The organism is Candidatus Phytoplasma oryzae, from assembly GCF_003263355.1.
In the GTDB taxonomy this organism is placed as follows: domain Bacteria; phylum Bacillota_I; class Bacilli_A; order Acholeplasmatales; family Acholeplasmataceae; genus Phytoplasma; species Phytoplasma oryzae_B.
This window is the reverse complement of the sequence record NZ_JHUK01000003.1, coordinates 41,702-67,980: the sequence shown is the minus strand read 5'-3', so window position 1 is coordinate 67,980 and position 26,279 is coordinate 41,702. Positions and strand designations below refer to the sequence as shown.

The window sequence follows — 26,279 nt, the reverse complement described above, 5'->3', positions numbered from 1 at the left end:
ATTAAAGTGTAAAAATGTTAAATTAAAAATAAATTTTATTTATATTTTTTATATATAGTTTTTTATTATTTTAATGAAAAAATATTTTTTTCTATTTTTAACTAAAATGAAAGGTATTAAAATGGCGCAAGAGCAGGAGATTTTTAAAATTCTTTTAAAAACATATGATTATCATTTAATTGATCAAGCTGCAAAAAAAATTATTTATATAGTTTCGCAGACAGGAGTTAAAGTGAAAGGTCCTATTCCACTTCCGACACGAAGAGAAGTTTTTACTGTTTTACGTTCTCCTTTTGTTAATAAAGATAGTAGAGAACAATTTGGTCGTTTTACTCATAAGCGTTTAATTCAAATTATCAATCCTAATTTCCAAACAATCGAAGCTTTGAAACATATTAACTTACCTTCTGCTGTTAATATTTTTTTAAAAAAATAGAAACTGTTTTTTTAAATATTGTAATAATAAAATTTAAAAATTAATTTTATATATAATTTGAATTAAGAGGATATAAAAAGTGACAAAAAAAGGAATTTTAGGTAAAAAAATTGGTATGACTCAAATATTTGATGATAAAGGTTTTGCTATTCCTGTAACTGTTATTGATGTTGCTGATAATATTGTTTTACAACAAAAAACAATTGAAAAAGATGGTTATTTAGCTACTCAATTAGGTTTTGGTTATAAAAAAAAAAAATCTACCACAAAACCTCTTTTAGGTCATTTTAACAAAGTCAAATCAATTCCAAAATATTTTATTAAAGAAATTTTTTTTCATAAATATAATAAATTATCAGAATTTCAAGAAGGTCAAAAATTAGAATTTAATGATTTTTTTAAATCTGGTGATATTGTAGATGTAATAGGTTTTAGTAAAGGTAAAGGTTTTTCTGGCTGTATTAAAAGACATAATCAAAAAAGAGGTCCTGAAACACATGGTTCTAGATATCATAGAAGACCTGGTTCTATGGGTCCTATAAAGGGAAATATTAAAGGAAAAAAATTACCAGGTCAAATGGGTAATAATCAAGTAACTTTGCAAAATTTACAAATTATTGATATTGATAATATTAAAAAAATATTTTTAATTAAAGGTAGTGTACCAGGACCTAATAAGAGTTGTGTTATTATTAAATCTGCTTTTAAACAAAATATCAGGGAGTTAGAAAATGCTTAAATATAATGTCTTTAATCAAGAGGGTGAATCTATATCTGAAATAAACTTATTAGAAAATATATTCGGTATAAAACCTAATAAACAAGTTTTGTATGATGTTATAAATAAACAAAGAGCAGCAATGCGTCAAGGTACACATTCTACTAAAAATAGAGCTTCTGTTTCTGGTGGTGGAAGAAAACCATGGAAACAAAAAGGAACAGGTAATGCTCGTCATGGTTCTATCCGTTCTCCTATATGGAGAGGTGGTGGAGTAGCTTTTGGACCAAAACCCAGAAATTATGATTTTAAAATTAATAATAAAGTTAAAAAAATAGCATTTAATTCTGCTTTATCTATGCAAATTAGACAAAAATCTTTAACTATTATCGATAATTTACAAATAAAAAGTTTTAAAACTAAAGAATTTCAAAATTTTTTAAAAAAAATTAAAATAAATGATAATAAAAAAATATTAATTATAGTTAAAGAATTAATTAATAATTTGATTTATGCTACCAATAATTTACCAAATGTATTTTTAGAAAGTGTTAATCACGTAAGTGTTTATCAAATAATGAATACGAAACATCTTTTAATGACCAAAGAAGTTGTTTTATATTTTGAAGAGGTTTTAAAATAATGTTTAATTATCATGCTTTAATTAAATCTCCTGTTATTACAGAATCTACAAATAGAAAAATAGAATTACAAAATGAATATACTTTTCAAGTGGACAAAAAAACTAATGTATTAGAAATTAAAAAAGCTATAGAAAAAATTTTTTCTGTTAAGGTTAAAAAAGTTCGTATTATAAATGTTTTACCTAAATTTAAAAGAAAAGGAAAATATCAAGGATATACTTCTGCATATAAAAAGGCAATGGTTCAACTTTTTCCAGGACAAAAAATTGATATTTTTAATGAATAGTAATAAAAAAAAATACAAAACAATTTTAATTTAAATTATTTTTTTTGATTTAATTTCAATAAAATATTTATTTAGAAAATAAATAAATATTTTTTGTATCAAAAAATTTTTTTTATTTTTTAAATAAAGAAAGGTATTATAATCACAATGTCTATAAAAAAGTATAAACCTACATCAAACGGACATCGTAATATGCGATTACAAAGTTTTAACGACATTACTACTTCTAAACCAGAAAAAAAACTTTTAGTTTTTCAAAAAAATACTGGAGGAAGAAATAATCAAGGAAAAATTACAGTTAGACATCGCGGAGGAGGAGTAAAACAAAGATATCGTATTATTGATTTTAAAAGAAATAAAGATAATATTCCAGGCAAAGTAGTTTCGATAGAATATGATCCAAATCGAAATTGTTATATTTCTTTGATTCATTATGTAGACGGAGAAAAAAGATATATTTTATCTCCTAAAGAATTAATAGTTGGTAATGAAATTATTTCTGGTTCTCAAGTAGATATTAGAGTAGGCAATACTTTGCCTTTGAAAGATATTCCTTTAGGTACTTTGGTTCATAATATTGAATTAAAACCGGGTAGAGGCGGTCAATTGGCTCGTAGTGCCGGCGTTTCTGTTCAAATTGTCAAAAAAGAAGATAAATATGTTGTTTTAAATTTACCTTCCGGAGAAATTAGAAAAGTATTAAGCGTGTGTAAAGCAACTATAGGAACTATAGGTAATGAATCATATAAATTAATAAGACATGGAAAAGCAGGAAGAAAACGCTATTTATCTTTTCGTCCTACAGTTCGAGGTTCCGCAATGAATCCGAATGATCATCCTCATGGTGGTGGTGAAGGTCGTGCACCTATTGGACGTAAATCGCCTATGACTCCGTGGGGTAAAAAAGCTAGGGGTATAAAAACACGTAAAAAAAATAAAATTTGCAGTCATTTAATTATTAAACATCGTAATAAATAAATAAGATAAAGGAGTTTTAATATATAAAATATGTCTCGTTCTATAAAAAAAGGACCTTTTTGTGATCAAAATTTACTATCAAAAATTCTTAAACAAAATGAAAAAAAAAAAAAAAAAATTATTAAAACACGTTCTCGTAGAAGTACGATTTTACCCGAGTTTATCGGACATAAAATATCTGTATATAATGGAAAAGATTATATTTCTACTTCTATAACAGAAGACATGGTAGGACATAAATTATCAGAATTTTCTTCAACTCGTATTTTTCGTGGTCATGCTAAAGAAGATAAGAAAAAAACAAAAAAATAATTTAAAGAAGGTAATAATATAATAATATGAATGTAAAAGCTAGCGCAAATCAAATACCTATTACACCTCGTAAAGCTCGTTTAGTGGTAGATTTAATTAGAGGAAAAAAAATAAAAGAAGCACAATCAATTTTAATGTTTACTTCGAAAGCAGCATCACCTATTATTTTAAAACTTTTAAAGAGTGTAGTTGCTAATGCGATTAATAATCATAATTTAAATGAAGATGATTTATATGTTGATCAAATTTTTGTTAATGAAGGAATTCGTTTGACTCGTTTTTCTCCTAGAGCTAAAGGTAAAACTAACAAAATTAAAAAAAGAACTAGTCATATCACTATAATTGTTTCTTATCAAAAAAATAAAAATGAATTAAAGGAGATGCATAAAAATGGGTCAAAAAAGTAATCCTAATGGATTAAGATTGGGAATTATTAAAAATTGGGAATCTCAGTGGTATGCTGATGATAAAAAAGTTCCTTTTTTAATTTATGAAGATTTTCGTATCAGAAATTTAATTAAAAAATTTTATTCTAAAGGAACTATTGCTAAAGTTGAAATAAAACGTTTAAAAAAAGCTGATAATGAACAAATCGAAATTAACCTATATACTTCTAGAATAGGTATTGTTCAAGGTTCTGATAATAAAACTAAACAAAATTTAATTAACAAGATAGAAGAATTGATTAAAAAAAAAATCGAAATTAATGTATTTGAAGTTAAAATATGCGAAAAAAACGCTTCTTTAGCTGTTCAAAATATGGCTATGCAAATAGAAAATAGGTCTTTTTTTAAAATGGTTCAAAAAATAGCAGCTCAAAAAGCTTTAAAAAAAGGCGCTAAAGGAGTAAAAATTACTATTTCAGGTCGTTTAGGTGGAGCTGAAATAGCTAGAAGAGAAACTATTTCATTAGGTTTAGTTCCTTTGAATACATTAAGAGCTGATATAGATTATGCTTTTGATGAAGCACATACTATTTATGGTGTGATTGGCATTCAAATGTGGATTTTTCATGATGAAATTTTACCTAATAAAAAAAGAAATAAAATTAATAATCAAAAAGATAATAATATAGATATGAATAAAAAAAATTTATAAAAAAATCTATTTTTTTATTAATCAAAAGAGGTTAAAAATATGTTAATGCCCAAAAAAACTAAATTTCGTCGTCCTCATCGTTTAAGTTATGAAGGAAAATCTAAAGGAAAAAATAAGATTTTTAATGGTAATTATGGCCTTATTGCTAAAAAAGGAGCTTGGATTTCTAATAAACAAATTGAAGCTGCCAGAATCGCTATGACTCGTCATATGAAGAGAGAAGGAAAGGTATGGATTAATATTTTTCCGCATTTATCTTTAACAAGAAAACCTTTAGAAGTTCGTATGGGTTCTGGTAAAGGTTCTCCTGAATTATGGGTAGCGGTAGTAAAAAAAGGCAAGGTTCTTTTTGAGGTTAGTGATTCAAATAATTCTGATAAATTAGAAGTCGAAGCTTTAAGACTTGCTTCTCATAAATTGCCTATTAAAACTAAAATTGTGAAAAAAGGCCAGGAAAAATGATAAAAATAAAAAAAATTCGTAATTTATCCGAAACAGAACTGAAAGAAAAAATTGTTTTTTTGCAAAAAGAATTATTTAATAAAAAGTTACAATTAAATCTAGCGAAACTTAAAGATACATCTATTATTAAAAAAATTAAAAAAGAAATAGCTAAAATCAAAACAGTTATAAGAGAAAAGGAATTATTAGAAAAAAGAAAGCTAAAATAATTATAAATATTAAAAAAGAAAGGAATGATTTATGCGCCATTTAAGAAAGATTATGAAAGGTTTAGTTATTTCAGATAAAATGGATAAGACAATTACTGTTGCTGTAGATTATTATAAGAAAGATTTAACTTATGGTAAAAGTATTAAAAGAACTAGTAAGTTTCATATTCATGATGAAAAAGAAATAGCAAAAGTAGGAGATTTAGTACAATTTATAGAAACTAGACCTTTATCTAAAACTAAAAAATTTAGGTTATTAAGTATTTTGAAAAAAAATGAATCAGAAGAAAAGGAGAAAAAAAATGATCCAAAGAAATAGTCGCCTTGTTATAACTGATAATAGCGGAGCTAAAGAAGTTTTAGTTATTGATATTCCTGGATCTAGTAAAAGACGTTATGCTGATATAGGAGATATTGTGATTGTTTCCGTTAAAAAAGCTTTTCCTTCTGGTATGATAAGAAAAGGAGAAAAAGCTAAGGCTTTAATTTTAAGAACTAAAAAAGGTTTTAGTGGAATAGATGGATCATATATTAAGTTTAGTGATAATGCAGCTATTATTATTAAAGATGATTTAACACCAAGAGGCACAAGAATTTTCGGCCCAGTTGTAAAAAATAATAAATTAAAAAATATTAATTTTTCTAAATTTCTTTCTTTAGCAGAAAAAGTATTTATAATATAAATAATAAACAATGAGGAATAATAATGTATATTAAAGTTGGTGATCAAGTTATTATCATTTCAGGAAAAGATCGTTTTTTTATTGATTCAAATGGTAAAAAAAGACATAAAATAGGTAAAGTTTTAAAAATTTTTTTTAAAGAAAAAAAAGTTTTAGTAGAAGGTGTTAATATTTTAACTAAACACCAAAGACCTCTGGATAACGATTCTAAAGGAAATATTATAAAACAGGAAGCTCCAATTCATTCTTCTAATGTTGCTTTAATAGATCCAGAAAAAAAAATTCCTACAAGAATTGGTTTTCGTTTAGAATTAAATAAAAAAATACGTTATAGTAAAAAAACAGGAGCTATTTTAGATATTTCTAATTAAAAGAAGGTTTAAATCGATGATAAAAAATAAGAATACAATTAACGAAAGTTCAGTTTTAACTTTAAAAGAAATTTTTAATTATAAGTCTATAATGCAATTACCTAAGGTTGATAAAATAGTAATAAATATGGGTATTAGTGAAGCTGTTTCGAATATTAAAATTTTAGATGATTTTTCAGAACAAATGACTTTAATATGTGGTCAAAGACCTGTTATTACTAAGGCAAAAAAATCTATTTCTAATTTTAAGGTAAGAGAAGGTATGCCTATTGGTTTAAAAGTGACTTTAAGAAGATTAAAAAAAGATTTTTTTTTAAATAAACTAATTAAAATTGTTTTACCAAGAATTAGAGATTTTAGAGGATTATCTAATAAGTCTTTTGATGGTAACGGTAACTATTCTTTTGGTATAAAAGAACAAATTGTTTTTCCTGAAATTGATCTTGATAAAGTTAAAAAAATTAATGGAATGGATATTTGTATTGTTACTACAGCTAAAAATGATTTAGAATGTAAAAAATTATTGAAATTTTATGGGATGCCATTTAAAAGATAAAAAAGAAGAAGAGGAGGTATTTTAAAAGTATGGCTAAAAAATCTAAAATTGTAAAAAATATTAAACAAAGACAATTATATCTTGTATATAAAGAAAAGCGTTTAGAATTGAAAAAGAAAAAAGATTATAAAGGATTATCTAAATTACCGATTCAATCTTCTCCTGTTCGTCTTAAAAATATAGATCAAATTGATGGAAGATCAAGAGGTTATATGAGAAAATTTGGTTTGTCTCGTACTAAATTTCGTTTTTTAGCAAATAAAGGAGAAATAGCTGGTGTTAAAAAAATCAGTTGGTAATTTCTATAAAAGGAGAATAAAATATTAATTATGATAGACCCTATTGCTGATTTGTTAACTAGAATTCGTAATGCTAACCAAATGTATTATGAAAAAGTTTCTGTTCCTCACTCTAAATTAAAAGTTAAAATTTTAGAAGTTATAAAAAGAGAAGGTTTTATAAAAGATTTTATTATTGATAATAATAAGAAAAAAAATATTATTATTCAGTTAAAATATAGTTTATCCAAAGAAAGAACTTTTTTAGGTTTAAAAAAAGTTGATAAATATGTTTCTGTTAAAAAAATACCTAGAGTTTTAAATGGATTAGGTATTGCTATAATTTCTACTTCTCAAGGTATTTTGACTGATTACGAAGCCTTAACAAAAAAAACTGGAGGACAAGTTTTAGCTTATATTTGGTAATAACGAAGGAGAAAAAATTGAATGTCAAGAATAGGCAAAAAAGCAATTGTAATTCCTGAAGGAATAACAGTTGAAATTGAAGATAAAAATTTAGTAAATGTTAAATCATCTCAAAATCAGTTAAAATATCAATTTAATACTTTATTAAATATTAATTTAAAAGGTAATTTAATAACTATTTCCAGACCCAATGATGATGTTTTTATGAAAAAAATTCATGGTACTACTAGAGCTTTATTAGCAAATATGATTTTTGGTTTAAATAAATTATTTATAAAAAAAATGGAAATTGTTGGAATAGGATTTGATGTTAAACAAGAAAATTCTAATTTAATTTTTAATTTAGGTTTTTCTCATAAGATTAAAATACCTATTATTGACAATATAAAAGTAGAAATTATTAAAAATAAAGAAATTATTGTTAAAGGAATAGATAAACAACTTGTAGGAGAATTCGTTGGCAAAATTTTAAAATTAAAAAAACCAGAACCTTATAAAGGAAAAGGTATTCGTTTAGTTGGACAATATATTCATAGAAAAGCTGGTAAAAGTAGTAAAAAATAGAAAGGATATTTAGTTATTAAAAAATATGATAAATAAAAAATCATCTTTTATTTTAAGAAAAAAACGTCATATACGTTTAAGAAAAAAAGTTATCGGCACTAAGGAAAGACCTCGTTTAAGTGTTTTTTATTCTAATAGATATTTTTATGTTCAAATTATTGACGATCAAAATAAAGTGACTCTGTGTAGTGCTCATAGTAAAGAAATTAAAGCGAATGTTGTTAATATAAAAGTAGCTACTGATATAGGTAGAGTTATAGCTAAAAAAGCTTTACAAAAAGGTATTATTCATATAGTTTTTGATCGTGGTGGTTATTTATTTCATGGTCGTATAAAAGCTTTAGCTGACATCGTAAGGAAAGAAGGTCTCAAATTTTGAATATTCCAAAAAAATCGTTTAATAAAAAAGATTTTTATAATCTAAAGAAAAATATTTTTGAAGAAAAAGTTATTAATATTAATAGAATTACTAAAGTAGTTAAAGGCGGTCGTCGTTTTCGTTTTTCTGTTTTAGTTGTTGTTGGAGATAAAAAGGGAAAAATAGGCTTTGCAACAGCAAAAGCTCAAGAAATTGTAGATGCTATAAGAAAAGCTTTAGAGAAAGCTAAGAAAAAATTAGTTGTTATCTCTATTGTTAATAATACTATTCCACATGAAATTATTGGAAAATTCGGAGCATCGAAAACTTTTTTAAAACCAGCTTCTAAAGGTACAGGTATTATTGCTGGCGGTAAAGCAGCTAGAACAGTTCTTGAATTAGTAGGAGTAAAAGATATTTTAACGAAATCTTTTGGTTCAAGAACTCCTATTAATGTGATTAGAGCTATAATGAATGGTTTAGAAAATTTAAAAACTGTTAAAGATATTGAAAGAATTAGAGAAATTTCTTTAAATTATAGATTTAAAAGGTTAAGTACTAATATATGAATAAACTAAAAATTATTTTAAAAAAAAGTTTAATTGGTAGAAATAAAAGACAAATTAGAAATATTTATTCTTTAGGTTTAAAAAAAATAAATCAAAAAGTTATTAAAGATGATAATTTTATTAATAGAGGAATTTTAGCAAAAATTCATCATTTAGTATCAATACAAAAAATAATTGTTTCTAAGGAGGATTAATTAATAATTATGCTATTACATTTATTAAAACCAGTTAAAGGATCTCGTAAAACTGTGAAACGTTTAGGTAGAGGACCAGGAAGCGGTAATGGAAAAACTTCTGGAAAAGGTCATAAAGGACAATTGGCTCGTTCTGGAGGCGGAACTAGAATAGGTTTTGAAGGTGGTCAAACACCTTTTTTTCAAAGAATACCAAAAAGAGGGTTTTTTAATTTAGGAAAAAAAAAATATTTTTTAGTTAATTTAGAACAATTAGAAAAATTTGATAATAATACAATTGTAACTAAAAATTTATTGTTAAATAAAAAAAGTATCGATAAACAAAAAAAAATATTAATTAAGATTTTAGCTAAAGGTAATTTAACTAAAAAATTAATTGTTCAAGCTAATAAGTTTTCTTCTAAATCTAAAAACATAATAGAAAAAAACGGCGGAAATATTGAATTAATAGGGTAAAAATTGATATGAAAAAGATATTAAATTTTTTTTTTAGTAAAAAAAGTATAATTAGAAAAATTTTTTTTACTTTATTCGTTATTTTAATATATATAATAGGTACTAGAATTTATATTCCTTCTTTAAGTAGAGAACAATATTTTTCTTTAAAAATTTACCAAATTTTTCGTGATATATTAAAAATTGATATTTTTGGAGAAAATTCTCGTCCTTTATGTCTTCTTTCATTAGGAATTATGCCTTATGTTACTTCTTCTATTATTATGCAATTTGCAGTTAAATTTATTCCTTTTTTAAAAGAACTAGAAGAACAAGGAGAAAAAGGAAAACAAAAAATTAATTTAATGACTCGATTTTTAACTATTCTTTTTGCTTTAATTCAAGGTTTTTCTGTTATTTTAAGAACAAAAATTTTTAATATTAAAGAAGATAAACAAATTATTTTAAAAGTTCTTTTTTTCTTAATCGCAGGAGTTTTTATTTGTATATGGTTATCTGATTTAGCTACTTCAAGAGGGTTAGGAAACGGAGTTTCTCTTTTAATAGTTATTGGGATAAGCAAAGAAATATTTAATACTTTTAAAAAAATAATATATTTAGATAATAATGAATTATCTATTTATTTAAAATTATTTATTGTTTTTTTATTCTTATTTTTATTAATATTAACAGTTATTTTATGTTCTGCTTATTTAAAAATACCTATAAAATATGCTTATAAAAATAATATTGAAAAAGTAGAACAAAATATTCCTTTAAAAATTAATACAGCTGGCGTTTTACCAATAATTTTAGCTAATAGTGTTATTAATGTTATATATGTTATTAGTTCTTTTTTAAAAACAGATAGTTTTTTTCGAAAAATAGAAAATATTTTTTTTCAATCACGTTTTAATTATTTAGGATTAGGTTTTTTTATTTATCTTTTATTAATTATGTTTTTTTCTTTTTTTTCTGTTTTTATAACTGTTAATCCTAATGATATTGCTGAAAATTTATCTAGAAAAAATGCTTTTTTAGAAAATACTAAACCAGGAAAAGAAACTGTTGAAAAATTAACTAAAGAATTATTAAGAGTTGTTTTTATTGGAACTTTTTTCTTAACAATGTTAGCAGCTTTGCCAGATTTGATGGGTCATTTATTCGATATACAAAAATATATTAAATTAAGTGGTACAAGTTTTATTATTATTGTAGGTGTTTCTATAGAATATGTTGAAAATATAATGACTAAAACAGATATTAAAACTTTGTATAATGAATTATTTTAATATTAAGAAGGATTATTTATGATTATTTCTATTAAAAAAAAAGAAGAAATAGATTTAATGAGACAAGCAGGTAAAATTTTATCTTATATCAGGAAAGATTTACTAGTATATTTAAAACCTAATATTTCTACTTTCGAACTAGATATAGCTGCTTATAATTTGATGAAAAAATATGGTGTTATTTCAGCTTTTAAAGGATATAATAATTTTAATGGTTATACTTGTATTTCTGTTAATGAAGTTGTAGTACATGGAGTTCCTTCGAAAAAAAAAATTTTAAAATTGGGTGATATTATAACAATCGATATAGGTATTAAATTTAAAGGTTATTATGTTGATTCAGCTTGGACTTATTATTTAGGCGAAATAAATAATGAAAAAAAAGAATTGATAAAACATACTTGTAAAGCTTTATTTAAAGGTATTGAAAAAGTTAAACCAGGGAATCGTGTTTCTGATATTTCTATTGCTATTTCTAAAATTGGTAAATTATATAATTATGGTATTATAGAAATTTTTACAGGTCATGGTATAGGTACTAATTTGCATGAACCTCCTAATATTTTTAATTTTGATTTTACTCAAAAAAAAGATATTTGTGAAAAAGATTATTTTTTAGAAGAAGGGATGACCTTTTGTATTGAACCTATGTTTACTTTAGGTAGCAAAGATATTAAGATTATGTCTGATGCTTGGTCTGCTGCAACCGTAGATTCTAGTTTAAGTGCTCATTTTGAGCATACAGTTTTAGTTTCTAAAGATGGATATGAAATTTTAACATGATTAAAAAAAATATGAAAAAAATAAAGAAAATAAAAAATAAAATAAAAAATAAAGAAAATAAAAAAGCGAAAAAAGAAAATTATTATGATGCTATAGTATTATCTTTATTACCGAATACTAAATTTAAATTAATGTTGCTTTCTAATCAAAAAATTGTTATTGGTTATTTGGCTGGTAAATTATATAAAAATAATATTCGTATTTTAAAAGGGGATAAAGTTCAAATAGATCATAAAATTCGTATTATGTATCGTTATAAGGTTGATCAAACATGAATATTTATAAAATAAAAGGAGAATATAGAAAATGAAAGTAAGAGCTTCTGTGAAAAAACGTAGTGTTAATGATATTATTGTTCGTAGAAAAAAAAGAATTTATGTAATAAACAAACAAAAACGTCGTTATAATCAAAGACAAGGATAAAAAAATTTGAAAGGATAAATAATTTAGAAAAATGGCAAGAATAGCAGGAATCGATATTCCACGTGATAAACGAATTATTATTTCTTTAACTTATATTTATGGTATCGGTATTAAAACTTCTAAAAAAATTTTAGAAGATTTAAACATTAATGAGAATATTAAAGTACAAGAATTAACAAAGGAACAAATTACACAAATTAGGTCTGAAGTTAATAAATTAAATGTTGAAGGTTCTTTAAGAAGAGCAGTGACTATGAATATTAAAAGATTAATGGAGATAGGATGCGACAGAGGTATACATCATAGAAAAGGTTTACCAGTAAGAGGACAAAAAACAAGAAATAATGCTAAAACAGCTAAAAAAAATCGTAAAAGTATTTCTTTAATTCCTAAAAATCAAAAAAAAATAAAAAATATAAAATAAAAGGATTTTAATGATATGAGTCTTAAAAAAACAAAAACAAAACGTAATAAAAAGAATAAAAAAAATGTTCCTTATGGTATTGCCCATATTCACTCAACCTTTAATAATACTATTTTAAATATTACAGATTTAGAAGGTAATACAATTGCTTGCGTTAGTGCTGGTCATGTAGGTTTTAAAGGTAGTAAAAAATCTACTTCTTTTGCTGCTCAACAAGTTTCTAAAAAAGCAGCAGATTTAGCTAAAGAACAAGGTATGAAAAAGATTGAAGTTTTTATTAAAGGCGCTGGATCAGGAAGAGAAACCGCAATACGTTCTTTACAAGAATCTGGTTTAGAAATTACAGCTATTAAAGATGTGACTCCAATTCCGCATAATGGTTGTAGACCTCCCAAAAGACCTCGTAGTTAAAAATATACTATAAAAGGAGAAAGTAAAATTATAATGGTTAAATTAAAATTTATAAAACCTTTTATGATACATGAAGAAGAAAATTATGATTTATTTAATCAAAGGTTTGTAATTCAACGTTTAGAAAAAGGTTACGGGATAACAATTGGTAATTCTTTGAGAAGAGTTTTATTGTCTTCTTTACCAGGAGCATCTATTGTGAATGTTTATATTCAAGGGGTAGAACATGAATTTAGTGTTATTCAAGGTGTTTATGAAGATGTTATGTCTATTATTTTAAATTTAAAAAAAGTTGTTATTTTCGTTAATTCTCCGGAAGATGATTTTGAAACAAAAATGGAAATTGATGCTATTGGAGAACAAGTTATAACAGCAGCTAATTTTTCTCCTGTGGAAGGAGTTGAAATTATTAATAAAGATCAAGTTATTGCTCATTTATCATCTAGTAATGTTCATTTTAAAATGGAAATTACTGTAAGACGAGGTATTGGGTATGTTAGTTCAGAAGAAAATAAAATTTATAGCAAAAATAAATTTGGAGTTATTTCTATGGATTCTTTATATACACCTGTTTTAAGAGTTGCTTATAATGTAGAACAAAAATTAAACAATAAAGAAGAATTAATTTTAGAAATAGAAACTAATAAATCTATTACTTCTAAAGAAGCTTTAGCTACTGCTGCTAAAATTTTAGTAGATTATTTTTATTCTTTAGCTGAATTATCTGAGAAAGCTAAACAAATAGATTTTATTTATGAACCAGAAATAAAAAGTTATAATCATGCTTTGGATTTAAGAATTGATCAATTAGAAGTTTCAGTAAGATTATTTAATAGTTTAAAAAAATCAGGAATAACTACTGTTGAAGAATTAACAAGACGAAGTGAAAAATTTATTACTAAATTACATAGTTTAGGAAAAAAATCTTTAGAAGAATTAAAGAATAAAATGAAAGAATTTGGACTTTGTTTTAAACCAGATAATAAAGATGATGATAATGATTAATAATCTAAAATATAAAAAAATATTTATTTTGATTATAATATAGAAGAATATGATATATTTTATAAATAAAAGGAAAGGTAATAAATATTAAAAATGTATAGCAGATTAAGAAGAAATACTTCACAAAAAAAATCTTTAATGAAAAGTTTAGTATCTAGTTTAATAATTTATGAACGTATTTATACTACTGAATCAAAAGCTAAAGAATTGAAAAAAATATTTGATAAAGTGATTAATTTAAGTAAAAAAACGAATTTTAATACTAAAAGAAAAGTTTTACTTCTTTTTTTTAATCAAAAAATTAATGAAAAACAAACTATTTTACAAAAGTTATTTCAAGATCTGTCTAAAAGATATCCTAACAGAAATAGTGGATATACAAGGATTATTAAAAGTGAATATCGTAGAGGTGATTCTGCACCTATGGCTTTTATTTCTTTAGTATAATGATATTTTATCAAATTAAAAATAAATAAAATTTTTTATTTGATTAGGTTGATTATATTAAATATTAATATAATATGTTTTATAAAAAATAATTAGGTTATTAAAGACAAATGATAATTGTTAAAAATTTAAATTTTAGTTTCAATAAAATAAAAGTTTTGAAAAATTTGAATTTTCAAATTTCTGATAATAAATGGGTTTCTATAATTGGTCATAATGGTTCTGGTAAATCGACTTTAGCTCAAATTTTAATGGGTTTATTTCCATCTTCTTTTGAAGGTAAAATTTGGATTAATAATTTAGAGTTAAATGAAAATACAATTGTTGATTTACGTTCTTTAATGGGTATTATTTTTCAAAATCCTGATCATCAATTTATTGGATTTGATGTGAAAAGTGATATAGCTTTTGGTTTAGAAAATAAAAAAATCTCAAGAGAAAAAATTCATCAAATAATTTATAAATATGCTTCTATGTTAGGTATTTTAGATTTATTAGATAAAAAACCACAAGAACTATCTGGTGGTCAAAAACAAAAAGTTGCTATAGCTTCAGTTTTAGCTTTGGAACCTAAAATAGTTATTTTTGATGAACCTACCTCTTTTTTAGATCCTGAAGGGGTTAAAGAAATTAATAGTATTATTCATACACTTCATAAAAAAAATAAAATTATAATTACTATTACACATGATTTTTCTTTAGCGCTAAAAAGTGATGAGATAATAATATTAAATAATGGTTCTTTATGGAGACATGATCAATCTCGTAATTTTTTAAAAGATACTGTATTTTTAAAAAAATTTTTTTTTAATTTACCTTTATCGCTACAATTATATAGTGAATTTTGTAAAGAAAAATATATGAAAAAAATGAATCCTAATTATTTAATGAAACTAAAGGATAAACTATGGGAATACAGTTTACAAACGTAAGTTTTTCTTATAATAAAAAAGAAAAAAAATATGTTTTAAAAAATATTAATTTAAAAATAAATCCAAAGAATGAATTTATTGCTTTACTTGGTAAAGTAGGATCAGGCAAATCTACTTTAGTTCAATTAATGAATAATTTATTATTACCATCAAAAGGATATATAGATTTATTTGGTAAAAGAATAAATTATAAAACATCTAATAAGGAATTATTTTTATTAAAAAGAAAAATAGGTTTAGTTTTTCAATTTCCTGAATATCAACTATTCGAAACTACTGTTTTAAAAGATGTAATGTTCGCTCCTAAAAATTTTAATAAAAGTAATTTAGAATCTGAAAAAATTGCTATTGAATCTTTAATTAAAGTAGGAATTTCGAAAGAATTTTTTAATATTTCTCCTTTTAAATTATCCGGAGGTCAACAAAGAAAAGTAGCTATTGCTGGTGTTTTATCTATGGAGCCTTCTATTTTGATTTTAGATGAACCAACAAGAGGTTTAGATTCTAAATCACAAATAGAAATTATGAATATTTTAAAAAAACAAAATAAAAATGAAAAAAAAACTATTATCTTTATTACTCATAATATAGATTTAGTAGCTAAATATGCTAGTAAGGTTTTACTTTTAGATAAAGGAGAAATTATTTTTTATGGTAAAAAGGATTATTTTTTTATGCCCAAAATTATGAATCAATGTAATTTTTCATCAGAACCACAATCATTTAAAATTTTAAATTTTTTAAATAAAAAAATAGGAATTAAATTTGAATTAAAATATGATTTTAAACAATTATTAAATTATTTGATAGAAAATGAAAAAGGAAAAAAATAAAATATAATCATGATATTAATAAAAAAAAAATCTTTTTTATTTTCTATCAATCCTGCTTTAAAGATTATTTTAACTATTCTTTTATTTAAAATTATTTTTACTTTGAATTTTGATTTTTTATTTCAAGAAAAAAAAAAAATAAGTCTTTTATTATCTTTTTTACCTTTTTTTTTCGTTACTATAACTTTATTTTTATTGTTATTTTCTATTAATTTTTCTTTTATGGAGTTAATAAAAAAGTTTCTTCATCTAAAATTTTTTATTTTTTTTAGTTTTTTAATTTATTTTTCTTTTGATCAACCTTCAGAAAAATATTTTAAAATTTATTGTTTTAAACATACTTTTTTTTGGTTTTTTATTATTTTTTTATTATTTTGGTTTTTTTTTAAAAAAAAAATAAATAAAAATATTTATTGGTTAATCAATATGATTATTTTATTTATGATTCCTTTTATTCTTTTTATTAATGATATATATGTATATAATATACAAATTCTATTTTTTAAAACTAAAGATTTATTAAAAATAATTATAGTTTTTTTTCGTATTTTATTAATATTGATTCTAAATATTTTAATAAGTGAAACTACTTCTTTTATGGAAATTAATGATGGTTTAGAAATTATTTTCAAACCTTTGAAAAAAATTGGAATTCCTGTTGAAATTTTTACAATTATGTTATCATTAATTTTCATGTCTATTCCTTTTTTATTAAATGAAGTTCATAGAATTATTAAAGCACAAATATCTAGAGGTTTGAATTTTTATACTAATAATATTTTTAAAAAAATTTATTTTTTATTAGCTTTAATAATCCCTATTTTTATTTTAGTTTTTCAAAAATCTTTTGTTTTAGCTAATGCTATGGAAACGAGAGGTTTTATTTTAGGTAATTCACGTACTAAACTTTCTTTTTATAAAATGAGTATAAATGACTATTTGATATTATTTATTGTTTTATTTTTTTTTGTATATAGTTTTTTTTACTAGTTTTTTATTTTTTTAACAAAAATACATAAAAAAAGAGGTTTAATATAAATTGAATTATGACTACTTATAAATTAATTTTAAGTTACGATGGAACTGATTATTATGGTTATCAAAAACAACCTTTTTTAAAAACTATTCAATCTATGTTAGAAAAATCTTTATTTAAAATAACTAAAAAAAAAATTAATACATTTGCTTCTAGTAGAACAGACAAAGGGGTACATGCTTTAGGTCAAGTTGTACATTTTAAAACCAACTTTTTTATTTTTCCTAATATTTTTAAAAAAATTTTAAATATTGCTTTACCAAAAGATATAAGGGTTATAGATATAGAAAAAGTTCATAATTCTTTTCATGCTCGTTATAGCGCAAAATCTAAAATTTATAAATATGTTTTTTCTAAAACATCTTTAAATTCTTTTAATTGTCGTTTTCAAGTTTATTTTAAAAATTTAAATTTTATTTTGATCAATCAAGCTTTAACTTTATTAGAAGGTGAACAAAATTTTTTTTTGTTTACTAGTAACAAAAATAAAAATAAAAGTTCTATTCGGCATATTTTTAAAGTTTTTTCAAAAGAAACGGAATTAAAATATTGTTTATTTTTTCACGGAAAAAGTTTTTTAAAACAAATGATTTTGTTTTTAGTTGGTTTTTTGATTAAAATTGGTCAAAAACAAAAGAGTTTTTTAGATTTACAAAATATGTTTAATTTAAAAACTAAAAAAAAATTACCTTTTGTGGCACCACCTTGTGGTCTTTATTTAAAAAAAGTTTTTTATTAAATATACAAAAAAAAGGATAGTATTAAATATGTTTATTTCTTTTGAAGGATGCGAAGGAGCAGGCAAAACTACTTTAGCAAATTATTTATTTCATAAAATAAGTCAAAATTTTTCTGTTATTTTAACAAAAGAACCTGGAGGAAATGAAAATAATTCTAATAAATTTAATATTTTAATTAAAGAAATGTTATTGACATTTCAAGATAAGATAGATAATTATACAGAAGCTTTATTATTTGCAGCTGATAGAATAGAACATTTAAAAAAAATTATAATTCCAGCATTAAAAAAAAAAAAAATTGTAATTTGTGATCGTTATATAGATTCTTCTTTAGCTTATCAAGGATATGCTAGACAATTAGGAGAAAAATTTATTCATAATATTAATTTTTTTGCTTTTAAATATTTACCTGATATCACTTTTTATTTAGATTTAGAACCTAAAATAGGTTTAAAAAGATTAAAAAAAGAAAGAAAAAGTAAAATAGAGTATTTTGATTTAAAAAATATTAATTTTCATAAAAAAGTAAGATATGGTTATTTGAAATTATGTCAAAAGTATTCAAAAAGAATTCATAAAGTTGATGCTAATCGCTCTTTACCAGAAATAGAAAAAATAATTGAATCAAAAATAAATAGTTTTTTAAAAAAATAATTATGAATAATAAAAGACAATATTTATTAGAAAAATTTAAAACAATTATTAAAAATAAAAGGTTAATTCATCTTTATTTATTCGAAACTGTTAACAATAATGAAAATACTCTTTCTTTTATATTTGATTTAGCGTATGAATTTCTAAAAAATGATTGTTTTATACCTAATTTAAAATATTTAATTAAAAAATTTTCTTATCCTAATTTTTACTATTTATCATCTAGTAAAGATTTATTGATTAAAAAAGAGCAAATTTTAGAAATGAAAAGATATTTTTACCAAACTTCTTTATTACAAACTAAAAAAGTTTACGTTATTAATCAAATTGAAAATATTTCTTATGAAGCTGCTAATAGTTTATTGTATTTTTTAGAAAATCCTATTAATAATGATACTTTAGGGATTTTAATAACTAATAATCATAATTCAGTATTGTCAACTATAGTTTCAAGATCACAATTATTTTATTTAGATTTTTTTTTAATCACTGAAAATCGAAAAGACAAAACTTTTTTATTAAATAATAATTTAAAAGATAAATTAGATAATATTTTAAATTTTTTATTAGATGATAGATTTCTAAAAAATGATAATAAAGAAACAGAAAATAATTATTATATTACTTTTAAAAAATTTTTTTTGGTTTTTGTGAATAATCTTCAAAAAAATTTTTCTTTTATTCATTTTTTTTTAGATAATAAATCATTATTAGATGAAAAAAAATTTATTAATGATTTTTTATTTGTGATAACAAGATTTTTTTTAGATTTATACTTTTTTAAAAGAAAAATGAATTTTATTTTTCCCTTGAATTTATTAAATACACCTTTTTTTAATAAATTATCTCTTGAAGATGTTAATATTTTTTTAAATATTTTTCTTACAATAGAACAGAAAAGTTATGTTTTAGATTCTGAGTTATGTTTTATGTTTTTGTTTATTGAAATAGAAAAAATTCAAAAAAATTTTTTATTTGAAGAAAGAAATAAAAATTATTAAATATGACTATAATTATTCAAAAAACTTTTATGCAAAAAAAACAAACTTTATTTTTAGTTTCAACTCCTATCGGTAATATGTCTGATTTAAGTTTTAGAGCTTTAGCAACATTAAAAGAAGTTGATTATATTTTAGCCGAAGATACCAGAAAAGCACAAAAAATTTTAAAATATTATAATTTCAAAAATAAATTAATTTCTTTACATAAATATAACGAAAAAAAACGTTTACAAAAAATTTTATTTTTATTAAGATCTGGAAAAAATTTAGCTTTAATTAGTAATGCTGGCACTCCTATAATCAGTGATCCAGGTCTTTTTTTAGTTCAAGAAATTAAAAAAAGTGGTTTTTATGTAACTACTATTCCTGGACCTTCAGCTTTTTTATCTGCTTTTAGTATTTCTTCTTTTAAAACACCTTTTATATTTTTCGGATTTGTGCCTAAAAATAAAAAATTACAAGAAGATTTGTTTTTAAATTATTGTTTATTCGAAGGAACACTTATTTTTTATGAATCAGCTTTAAGAATTTATAAAACTTTATTACAAATTAAGAAATATTTTTATTATAGTAATATTTCTTTATCACGTGAATTAACTAAAAAATTCGAGACTATTATTAATGGTGATATTGAAACTATTTTAAAAGAAAAATTATCTTTAAAAGGTGAATATGTTTTATTAATTGAGAATAATAAAGAAATATATCCTTATTATAAAAACTTAAGCTTAGATGATCATATTATGTTTTTTTTAAAAAGAGGTTTTGATGAAAAAGAAGCTTTTCAAAAAGTAGCTAAAGAAAGAAAAATAAAAAAAAAAGATATTTATAATGAATACAAAGTTATAAAAAATATTTTTAAAAAGGAGAATTGAAATCAAAAATATGTTGATAAAAAAAAAGAAGTTTTATATTTCAACTTCTATTGTTTATTCTTCTTCTATACCTCATATTGGTAATATTTATGAGATGATTTTAGCTGATGTTATAACACGTTTCAAAAGATTAAAAGGTTATGATGTTTATTTTCAAACAGGAACAGATGAACATGGACAAAAAATAGAACAAAAAGCCAAAAAAGAAGGTTTTAGTAGTCAAAAATATGTTAATAATGTGAGTGATAAAATTAAAAAAATTTATGATTTAATGAACATTAAGTATGATTATTTTATTAGAACTACTCATGCACTTCATAAAAAAAATGTACAATATATTTTAGAAAAATTAATTGAAAAAAAAGATGTTTATTTAGGTAAATATGAAGGATGGTACTCTGTTTCAGAAGAAAGTTTTGTATCTGAAAAAGATTTAATTAATGGAAAAACAATAAATGGAGAAAAACCTATTTGGTCTTCTGAAGAAGTTTATTTTTTAAAATTACATCGTTATCAAAAAAAATTATTAAATTATTTACAAAGTGAAAAAAATTTAATTCTCCCTAAACAAAGAAAAAAAGAAATTTTCAATTTATTAGAAGAACCATTATCTGATTTATCCATTACACGTACTTCTTTTAAATGGGGTATACCTTTAACATTAGATAGTAAACATATAGTTTATGTTTGGATTGATGCTTTAAGTAATTATATTACTGGTTTTAATTGCCTTATGCAAGATAATTGCATTTTTACCAAAAATAAAAAGTTTAATTATTATTGGCCTTGCGATCTTCATGTTATAGGGAAAGATATTAGTCGTTTTCATCTTATTTATTGGCCTATTTTATTAATGGCTTTAGAATTACCTTTACCTAAACAATTTTTAATTCATCCTTGGATTTTATTTAATAATAAAAAAATGTCTAAATCTACTAATAATGTTCTTTATGTTGAAGATTTATTAAAATTTTTTCCAGTTGATGCTATTAGATATTTTGTGTTATCAGAAATTCCATATGTTTCGGATGGTATTATTACTTTTAATCTTTTATTTGAAAAATATAATACAGATTTAGTTAATACTTTAGGTAATTTATTAAATCGTACTTTAGGTATGATAGAAAAATATAAAAATAATCAATTAAAAAAAGTAGTTATGACAAATTTTTCACAAAATAATGAAATTAATTTATCTAAAGTTTCATTAGAAACTGTTAGATTAGTTTTTGGCTATATGAAGTTATATAAAATATCTGATGCTTTAAAACAAATTATTAAACTAGCTCGTTTATGTAATAAATATATTGATATTATAAAACCTTGGGATTTGTTTAAAAATTATCTTGATCACGATAAAATAGATTTGTGTCTCTATAATTTAGTCGAAACAATACGTTTTATAGGTATTTTGTTAAAACCTTTTTTACCTAATACTTCTTATAATATTTTAGATCAAATTAAAGCAGAACAAACTACTTTTGAAAGTTTAAAAGAATTTGGTATTACTCAAAATAAAAAATTATTTTTAGGAAATATACTTTTTAAACGTTTAGAAAAAAATAAAATTTAATTTTTTTTGATTTTATTTAATAAAAATTTAACAATTTCTACTATAATTAATGGTAATATAGATAACAAAAATATAATTATAATATCTATTCTCGATAAGTTAGATAATTGAAAATATTTTTGAAAAATAGGTATAAAACAAATCAATATTTGCAAACTAATACTTATTCCGAAAAAAAGTCTTAAGTATAAATTAGGTTTTAAAATAAAAATAGATTTATTTAAATTTCTTAAATTAAATGAATGTATTAATTGTGATAAAGATAATACCATAAAAGCAAAAGTTTGCCCATATTGATGACTATTATTATGATTTTTATAACCAATAAAAGCAGATACAAAGGTAATAAAACCTATTAATATTCCTTCTAATAAAATTTTTAAAACTAGTTTTTTATTTAATAATGAATTTTTAATTTTACGTGGTTTTTCTTTTATTAAATTATAATCTTTAGGTTCTAACCCTAAAGCAATTGCTACTAAAGAATCGGTAATTAAATTAATCCAAAGTATTTGAAGAGAATTTAATATATCAAAATTTGATAAAAAAATCAAATGACCAACGCAAGTATTGAATAAAATTACAAAAATTTCTCCTATATTACAACTTAGTAAAAATAATATACTTTTTTTTATGTTATTAAAAATATTTCTACCTTCTAAAATAGCTTTTTTCAAAGTTTCAAAATTATCATCTGTTAAAATAATATCTGCAGCTTGTTTTGTAATTTCTGTTCCTGTTATACCCATTGCAATACCTACATTGGCGATTTTTATACTAGGAGCATCATTAATTCCATCACCTATCATAGCAACTGTGCAACCTATTTTTTGGTAAGTTTGAATTATTTTAAACTTATGTTCTGGACTAACTCTAGCAAAAACTTTAATATTTGGTAATTTTTTAATAAACTCTTCTGTAGATAAATTTTCTAATATCTCTCCTGTAATAGCTAAATCATTTTTATTTTGTATAATTCCTGTTTTTGATGCTATATTTTTAGCTGTATTTAAATGATCTCCAGTAATCATAACAGGTTTTATAAAAGCTTTTTTGCAATCTTGAATAGTAATTTGTATTTTTTCTCTAATCGGGTCTTCAATAGCAACAGCTCCTAAAAAGATAATTTTTTTTTTTAAGAAAGATAGTATTTCATTTATTGAAATATTATTTTTTAAAAAATTTTTTAAAAAATCTGTTTTTTTTAATGGAGCATATGAAATAGTTAAAACTTTATAACCTTCTTCTGATAATAAACTTAATTTATTATCTATTATGTTTTGATAAAAGTTATTTTTTTCGAAAATATTATTTTTACTTTCAATATAATTTGATAATTTTAATAAAATTTCACATGCACCTTTAATAATTATAAAGAAATTATTATTTTTTTGATAAATAGCCATCATTAGTTTGTTTTGATTATCAAATGGAAATTCTTTTATTTTTATATTATTTTTTTTAATCATATTAATATCAAAATTATAATCATTAGCTAAATTTAAAAAAGATTGATCTACTGGATCTGATAAAATATTTTTATTTTGATTTCCTATATTAAAATCATTATTGCATAATATACCATAATTAATTAATTTAATGATATCTTCATTTTTTGTTTTATTAAAAGTTTGATATTCACTTAATTCTATATTTTTATTATATAAATATAGTTTTTTAATTTTCATTTGGTTTTTTGTTAAAGTACCTGTTTTATCAGTGCAAATAACATTAATAGCTCCTAATGTTTCTAAAGATTTTAAATTTTTTATAATAGTTTTTTTTTTAGCTATTCTTCTAATTCCTAAAGTTAGTATAATAGTAACGATTGCTGGTAATCCTTCAGGTATAACTGCTACAGCCAAAATAATGGAAGATAATAAAAATTTTTTAATTATAAAAAAATTAATTTTCTGATGATAGAAAAATTTATATTTTAATATATTTAAGATAAAATTAATACTTATAAGAATTAAAATAATAAAACTTAATATTTTTGTTAAATCATTAATATTTTTTTCTAATGGAGTTTTAATTTTTTTAGTTTTAGAAACTAATTTAGTAATTTGACCTATTTGTGTATTTAATCCTGTTTGGATAACTACTGTTTTAGCATATCCATGAATAATATTTGTATTCATAAATAATGCATTATTAATATCGAATAAATATGGTTTTAATTTTATATTTTTTATATTTATATTATTATTTTTTTCTACTATTAAATTTTCACCTGTTAAAATTGATTCGTTTATTTTTAAATTATTACTATTAATTATTCTCAAATCAGCTGGTACAATATCTCCTTGTTCTACTATTACAATATCTCCAGGAACTAATTTTTCTCTTAAAATTAATTTAAGTTCATTATTTCTTAAAACTTTAGTATAAGATTGAGTTTTTTTTTTAATTATTTTTAATGATTTTTCTTTTTTTTTTTCATAAAAAAAACCTAAAAATGCGTTACTGAAAATAATAATCAAAATTAAAATACTTTCGATTATTTCTTCTTTTTTGTTATTTAATAAACCAATAAATAATGTCGAAAAAGAAGCTATTAATAAAATATAAACAAAAAAACTATTAAATTGTTTTAAAAAAATTTTTAATGATGATATTTTATTATTTTTGATAATTTTATTTAAGCCATATTTTGATAATTTTTTTTTAACTTTTTTTTCAGTTAAACCAGTTTTTAAATTGGTTTTTATCTTTTTTTCTAAGACATCAATTTCTAATTGATAAAGGGAAATATTCATAATATTTTAAATCTCGTTGAAATTATTTTTCTTTCTAAAATATTTTTTTAATAAAAAAAGAAGTTTTATTTTGTTTTATCAAAATAACTTCTTTTTTTGGTAAAATAAACTTTTTTATTTTTGTTCTGTTGTTAATAATTGATTATCTATTTTAGTAATTTTAATTTTAGTTATTACAAGTTCATTATGTGCTAATCCATCAAATTGCCAATTTTTATAAACTATTTTTATTTTTTCATTACTTTCGGGAATTCTTTTTAATTGACCTAACATAAAACCACTTAAAGTATCATAATCATTTATAGGTAAATCAGCTTTTAAATGTTCTTCTATTTCGTACAAATGAGCTGTTCCTTCTGCTATATATTCTTTTTCCGAAATTTTAGCAATATCTATTTTTTGTTTATTATCATATTCATCTTTAATATCTCCTAAAATTTCTTCAATGACATCTTCTATAGTTACAATACCAGAAGTACCACCATATTCATCAATAACAATAGCTATATGATTTTGATTTAATTGCATTTCTTTAAATAATTCGCTTATGTTTTTAAATTCTAATACGTAATAAGCTTTTCTTATTAAATCTTTAATATTGAATTTTTTTTTAGAAATATTATCCTCTTTAAAAATATTTTTTTGATTTTTTATTCTTGATATTAAAATATCTTTTTCATTTCCGTTATTAATTTTTTTTAATAAACTTTTAAAGATATCTTTAACATGTACAATTCCGATAATTTTATCAATATTTTCCTCATAAACAGGAAATCTAGTATATTTTTCTTTAGAGATAAAATTAATTAATTCTTCTTGAGTTATATCTGATTTAATAGCAACTATTTCTTTTCTATGACGCATAATTTCAGACACAACAGTTTCATCAAAATCAAAAATATTTTGAATCATATTATTTTCGCTTCTATCGATAATACCTTTACGATATGATGAATGAAGCAAAAATCTTAATTCTTCTTCAGCGAAAGAATCATTTTTTTTATTTTTATCAATTCTGAATAAAAATAAAAAAATATTACTAATTTTATTTAAAAGTCCAACAATTGGTTTAGTTAAAAAACTTATAAAATAAAAAAAATTAAATAATAAATAAACAGTTTTTAAAGGAGAAATTAAAGAAATTCTTTTGGGTAAAATTTCTCCAAAAATAATAGACAAAGAAATTACGATTAACTGAATTAAACATTTTTTCCAAAATAAGTTATTTGATTGTATAATAAAGTTATTTAAAATTGCTCCTTGTATAAATGTAATTATATGGATCATTATTTGTATAACGGATAAAAAATTAGTGGGTTTTTCTTTTATTTTTTTGATTTTTGATGCTTTAATAATACCTTTTTTAATTTCTAAATTAATTCTATTTTCACTTAAAGAAACTAAAGCAATTTCAATAGCAGAAAAAAAAGCGTTAAGTAAAATTAAAAAAATAGTACTTAATATAATGACGGCCGGATTCACTTTTACATAACCTCTTTTTCAAAAACAAAAAA

The 26,279-nt window shown here is 21.8% G+C and carries 39 protein-coding genes; 37 read left to right on the top strand and 2 right to left on the bottom strand.

The features are described 5' to 3' along the window. The first annotated feature begins 121 nt into the window (after nt 1-121). The 37 genes from rpsJ to DH96_RS01255 all read left to right on the top strand — a co-directional run bounded on the left by rpsJ (nt 122) and on the right by DH96_RS01255 (nt 22,006). Nucleotides 122-436, top strand: coding sequence for a 30S ribosomal protein S10 (rpsJ, locus tag DH96_RS01435; RefSeq protein ID WP_111961338.1), 315 nt, complete (start codon nt 122-124; stop codon nt 434-436). Between the two features lie 79 nt (nt 437-515). Further along, the gene (gene rplC, locus DH96_RS01430; protein ID WP_111961317.1) at nt 516-1,175 is read left to right on the top strand and encodes a 50S ribosomal protein L3; all 660 of its coding nucleotides are present in this window, start codon (nt 516-518) and stop codon (nt 1,173-1,175) included. After that, nucleotides 1,168-1,797, top strand: a complete 630-nt coding sequence (gene rplD, locus DH96_RS01425; protein WP_111961316.1) for a 50S ribosomal protein L4 — start codon at nt 1,168-1,170, stop codon at nt 1,795-1,797. Before rplC ends, rplD begins: the two co-directional genes overlap by 8 nt. Then, entirely contained in the window at nt 1,797-2,084 is a 288-nt protein-coding gene (gene rplW, locus DH96_RS01420) for a 50S ribosomal protein L23 (protein ID WP_111961315.1), read from the top strand. Before rplD ends, rplW begins: the two co-directional genes overlap by 1 nt. 147 nt (nt 2,085-2,231) lie before the next feature. After that, nucleotides 2,232-3,062, top strand: coding sequence for a 50S ribosomal protein L2 (gene rplB / locus DH96_RS01415; RefSeq protein WP_111961314.1), 831 nt, complete (start codon nt 2,232-2,234; stop codon nt 3,060-3,062). Nucleotides 3,063-3,092: 30 nt separating this feature from the next. Next, nucleotides 3,093-3,374, top strand: coding sequence for a 30S ribosomal protein S19 (gene rpsS, locus DH96_RS01410; RefSeq protein WP_111961313.1), 282 nt, complete (start codon nt 3,093-3,095; stop codon nt 3,372-3,374). A gap of 26 nt (nt 3,375-3,400) precedes the next feature. Then, the gene (gene rplV, locus DH96_RS01405) at nt 3,401-3,781 is read left to right on the top strand and encodes a 50S ribosomal protein L22 (protein ID WP_111961312.1); all 381 of its coding nucleotides are present in this window, start codon (nt 3,401-3,403) and stop codon (nt 3,779-3,781) included. Further along, the gene (rpsC, locus tag DH96_RS01400) at nt 3,765-4,472 is read left to right on the top strand and encodes a 30S ribosomal protein S3 (RefSeq protein ID WP_111961311.1); all 708 of its coding nucleotides are present in this window, start codon (nt 3,765-3,767) and stop codon (nt 4,470-4,472) included. The genes rplV and rpsC overlap by 17 nt, the downstream gene beginning before the upstream one ends. Before the next feature lie 39 nt (nt 4,473-4,511). Then, the gene (rplP, locus tag DH96_RS01395; protein WP_111961310.1) at nt 4,512-4,934 is read left to right on the top strand and encodes a 50S ribosomal protein L16; all 423 of its coding nucleotides are present in this window, start codon (nt 4,512-4,514) and stop codon (nt 4,932-4,934) included. Next, nucleotides 4,931-5,143, top strand: a complete 213-nt coding sequence (rpmC, locus tag DH96_RS01390) for a 50S ribosomal protein L29 (RefSeq protein WP_220084268.1) — start codon at nt 4,931-4,933, stop codon at nt 5,141-5,143. The genes rplP and rpmC overlap by 4 nt, the downstream gene beginning before the upstream one ends. 31 nt (nt 5,144-5,174) lie before the next feature. Next, nucleotides 5,175-5,462 (top strand): 30S ribosomal protein S17, encoded by a 288-nt coding sequence (gene rpsQ / locus DH96_RS01385; RefSeq protein ID WP_111961309.1) that lies wholly within the window; start codon nt 5,175-5,177, stop codon nt 5,460-5,462. Further along, nucleotides 5,446-5,826: a 50S ribosomal protein L14 gene (gene rplN, locus DH96_RS01380; protein ID WP_111961308.1), complete on the top strand. Its 381-nt coding sequence runs from the start codon at nt 5,446-5,448 to the stop codon at nt 5,824-5,826. The genes rpsQ and rplN overlap by 17 nt, the downstream gene beginning before the upstream one ends. Before the next feature lie 23 nt (nt 5,827-5,849). Then, nucleotides 5,850-6,197, top strand: a complete 348-nt coding sequence (gene rplX, locus DH96_RS01375; RefSeq protein WP_111961307.1) for a 50S ribosomal protein L24 — start codon at nt 5,850-5,852, stop codon at nt 6,195-6,197. 16 nt (nt 6,198-6,213) lie between these two features. Next, nucleotides 6,214-6,753, top strand: a complete 540-nt coding sequence (rplE, locus tag DH96_RS01370; RefSeq protein WP_111961306.1) for a 50S ribosomal protein L5 — start codon at nt 6,214-6,216, stop codon at nt 6,751-6,753. Nucleotides 6,754-6,782: 29 nt separating this feature from the next. Further along, complete coding sequence (gene rpsN / locus DH96_RS01365; RefSeq protein ID WP_111961305.1) at nt 6,783-7,052, top strand: 30S ribosomal protein S14; 270 nt, start codon at nt 6,783-6,785, stop codon at nt 7,050-7,052. 30 nt (nt 7,053-7,082) lie between these two features. Then, a complete protein-coding gene (gene rpsH, locus DH96_RS01360; protein ID WP_111961304.1) occupies nt 7,083-7,457 on the top strand; it encodes a 30S ribosomal protein S8 in 375 nt (124 codons plus the stop codon). Between the two features lie 21 nt (nt 7,458-7,478). Beyond that, on the top strand, nt 7,479-8,021 hold the full coding sequence (gene rplF, locus DH96_RS01355; RefSeq protein ID WP_111961303.1) for a 50S ribosomal protein L6: 543 nt from the start codon (nt 7,479-7,481) through the stop codon (nt 8,019-8,021). Nucleotides 8,022-8,046: 25 nt separating this feature from the next. Continuing rightward, the gene (gene rplR, locus DH96_RS01350) at nt 8,047-8,400 is read left to right on the top strand and encodes a 50S ribosomal protein L18 (protein ID WP_111961302.1); all 354 of its coding nucleotides are present in this window, start codon (nt 8,047-8,049) and stop codon (nt 8,398-8,400) included. Next, complete coding sequence (gene rpsE / locus DH96_RS01345; protein WP_420885378.1) at nt 8,397-8,948, top strand: 30S ribosomal protein S5; 552 nt, start codon at nt 8,397-8,399, stop codon at nt 8,946-8,948. The genes rplR and rpsE overlap by 4 nt, the downstream gene beginning before the upstream one ends. Next, nucleotides 8,945-9,142: a 50S ribosomal protein L30 gene (gene rpmD, locus DH96_RS01340; RefSeq protein ID WP_111961301.1), complete on the top strand. Its 198-nt coding sequence runs from the start codon at nt 8,945-8,947 to the stop codon at nt 9,140-9,142. The genes rpsE and rpmD overlap by 4 nt, the downstream gene beginning before the upstream one ends. Before the next feature lie 9 nt (nt 9,143-9,151). Then, a complete protein-coding gene (rplO, locus tag DH96_RS01335; protein WP_111961300.1) occupies nt 9,152-9,598 on the top strand; it encodes a 50S ribosomal protein L15 in 447 nt (148 codons plus the stop codon). An 8-nt stretch (nt 9,599-9,606) separates the two neighbouring features. Next, nucleotides 9,607-10,869, top strand: a complete 1,263-nt coding sequence (gene secY, locus DH96_RS01330; RefSeq protein WP_111961299.1) for a preprotein translocase subunit SecY — start codon at nt 9,607-9,609, stop codon at nt 10,867-10,869. Between the two features lie 21 nt (nt 10,870-10,890). Continuing rightward, nucleotides 10,891-11,652 carry a type I methionyl aminopeptidase gene (map, locus tag DH96_RS01325; RefSeq protein ID WP_111961335.1) on the top strand — a complete coding sequence of 254 codons (762 nt, stop codon included), beginning with the start codon at nt 10,891-10,893 and terminating at the stop codon, nt 11,650-11,652. Beyond that, nucleotides 11,649-11,927 (top strand): translation initiation factor IF-1, encoded by a 279-nt coding sequence (gene infA, locus DH96_RS01320; protein WP_320410434.1) that lies wholly within the window; start codon nt 11,649-11,651, stop codon nt 11,925-11,927. Before map ends, infA begins: the two co-directional genes overlap by 4 nt. Nucleotides 11,928-11,958: 31 nt before the next feature. Continuing rightward, the gene (rpmJ, locus tag DH96_RS01315) at nt 11,959-12,075 is read left to right on the top strand and encodes a 50S ribosomal protein L36 (RefSeq protein WP_111961298.1); all 117 of its coding nucleotides are present in this window, start codon (nt 11,959-11,961) and stop codon (nt 12,073-12,075) included. Between the two features lie 31 nt (nt 12,076-12,106). Next, on the top strand, nt 12,107-12,499 hold the full coding sequence (gene rpsM, locus DH96_RS01310; protein WP_111961297.1) for a 30S ribosomal protein S13: 393 nt from the start codon (nt 12,107-12,109) through the stop codon (nt 12,497-12,499). 15 nt (nt 12,500-12,514) lie between these two features. Beyond that, a complete protein-coding gene (rpsK, locus tag DH96_RS01305; protein ID WP_111961296.1) occupies nt 12,515-12,910 on the top strand; it encodes a 30S ribosomal protein S11 in 396 nt (131 codons plus the stop codon). Nucleotides 12,911-12,943: 33 nt separating this feature from the next. Continuing rightward, nucleotides 12,944-13,915 carry a DNA-directed RNA polymerase subunit alpha gene (locus tag DH96_RS01300; protein WP_111961295.1) on the top strand — a complete coding sequence of 324 codons (972 nt, stop codon included), beginning with the start codon at nt 12,944-12,946 and terminating at the stop codon, nt 13,913-13,915. 93 nt (nt 13,916-14,008) lie between these two features. After that, nucleotides 14,009-14,362, top strand: a complete 354-nt coding sequence (gene rplQ, locus DH96_RS01295; protein WP_066540531.1) for a 50S ribosomal protein L17 — start codon at nt 14,009-14,011, stop codon at nt 14,360-14,362. 110 nt (nt 14,363-14,472) lie between these two features. Then, nucleotides 14,473-15,294, top strand: a complete 822-nt coding sequence (locus DH96_RS01290) for an ATP-binding cassette domain-containing protein (RefSeq protein WP_066540534.1) — start codon at nt 14,473-14,475, stop codon at nt 15,292-15,294. Next, nucleotides 15,270-16,127 carry an ATP-binding cassette domain-containing protein gene (locus DH96_RS01285; RefSeq protein WP_066540537.1) on the top strand — a complete coding sequence of 286 codons (858 nt, stop codon included), beginning with the start codon at nt 15,270-15,272 and terminating at the stop codon, nt 16,125-16,127. Before DH96_RS01290 ends, DH96_RS01285 begins: the two co-directional genes overlap by 25 nt. A 9-nt stretch (nt 16,128-16,136) precedes the next feature. After that, nucleotides 16,137-17,117, top strand: coding sequence for an energy-coupling factor transporter transmembrane component T family protein (locus DH96_RS01280; protein ID WP_066540539.1), 981 nt, complete (start codon nt 16,137-16,139; stop codon nt 17,115-17,117). Nucleotides 17,118-17,173: 56 nt separating this feature from the next. Beyond that, entirely contained in the window at nt 17,174-17,902 is a 729-nt protein-coding gene (gene truA / locus DH96_RS01275) for a tRNA pseudouridine(38-40) synthase TruA (RefSeq protein WP_066540541.1), read from the top strand. Nucleotides 17,903-17,930: 28 nt separating this feature from the next. Further along, on the top strand, nt 17,931-18,557 hold the full coding sequence (gene tmk / locus DH96_RS01270; RefSeq protein ID WP_066540543.1) for a dTMP kinase: 627 nt from the start codon (nt 17,931-17,933) through the stop codon (nt 18,555-18,557). Between the two features lie 2 nt (nt 18,558-18,559). Continuing rightward, nucleotides 18,560-19,558, top strand: a complete 999-nt coding sequence (locus tag DH96_RS01265) for a hypothetical protein (protein ID WP_066540545.1) — start codon at nt 18,560-18,562, stop codon at nt 19,556-19,558. Nucleotides 19,559-19,560: 2 nt separating this feature from the next. Further along, nucleotides 19,561-20,433 (top strand): 16S rRNA (cytidine(1402)-2'-O)-methyltransferase, encoded by an 873-nt coding sequence (gene rsmI / locus DH96_RS01260; protein WP_066540548.1) that lies wholly within the window; start codon nt 19,561-19,563, stop codon nt 20,431-20,433. A 10-nt stretch (nt 20,434-20,443) separates the two neighbouring features. After that, nucleotides 20,444-22,006 (top strand): methionine--tRNA ligase, encoded by a 1,563-nt coding sequence (locus DH96_RS01255; protein WP_066540554.1) that lies wholly within the window; start codon nt 20,444-20,446, stop codon nt 22,004-22,006. Here DH96_RS01255 and DH96_RS01250 read toward each other — a convergent pair. After that, nucleotides 22,003-24,765, bottom strand: a complete 2,763-nt coding sequence (locus DH96_RS01250) for a cation-translocating P-type ATPase (protein WP_066540557.1) — start codon at nt 24,763-24,765, stop codon at nt 22,003-22,005. The two genes, DH96_RS01255 and DH96_RS01250, sit on opposite strands and share 4 nt — an antisense overlap. Nucleotides 24,766-24,879: 114 nt before the next feature. After that, the gene (locus tag DH96_RS01245; RefSeq protein ID WP_066540560.1) at nt 24,880-26,247 is read right to left on the bottom strand and encodes a hemolysin family protein; all 1,368 of its coding nucleotides are present in this window, start codon (nt 26,245-26,247) and stop codon (nt 24,880-24,882) included. Nucleotides 26,248-26,279: the final 32 nt, after the last annotated feature.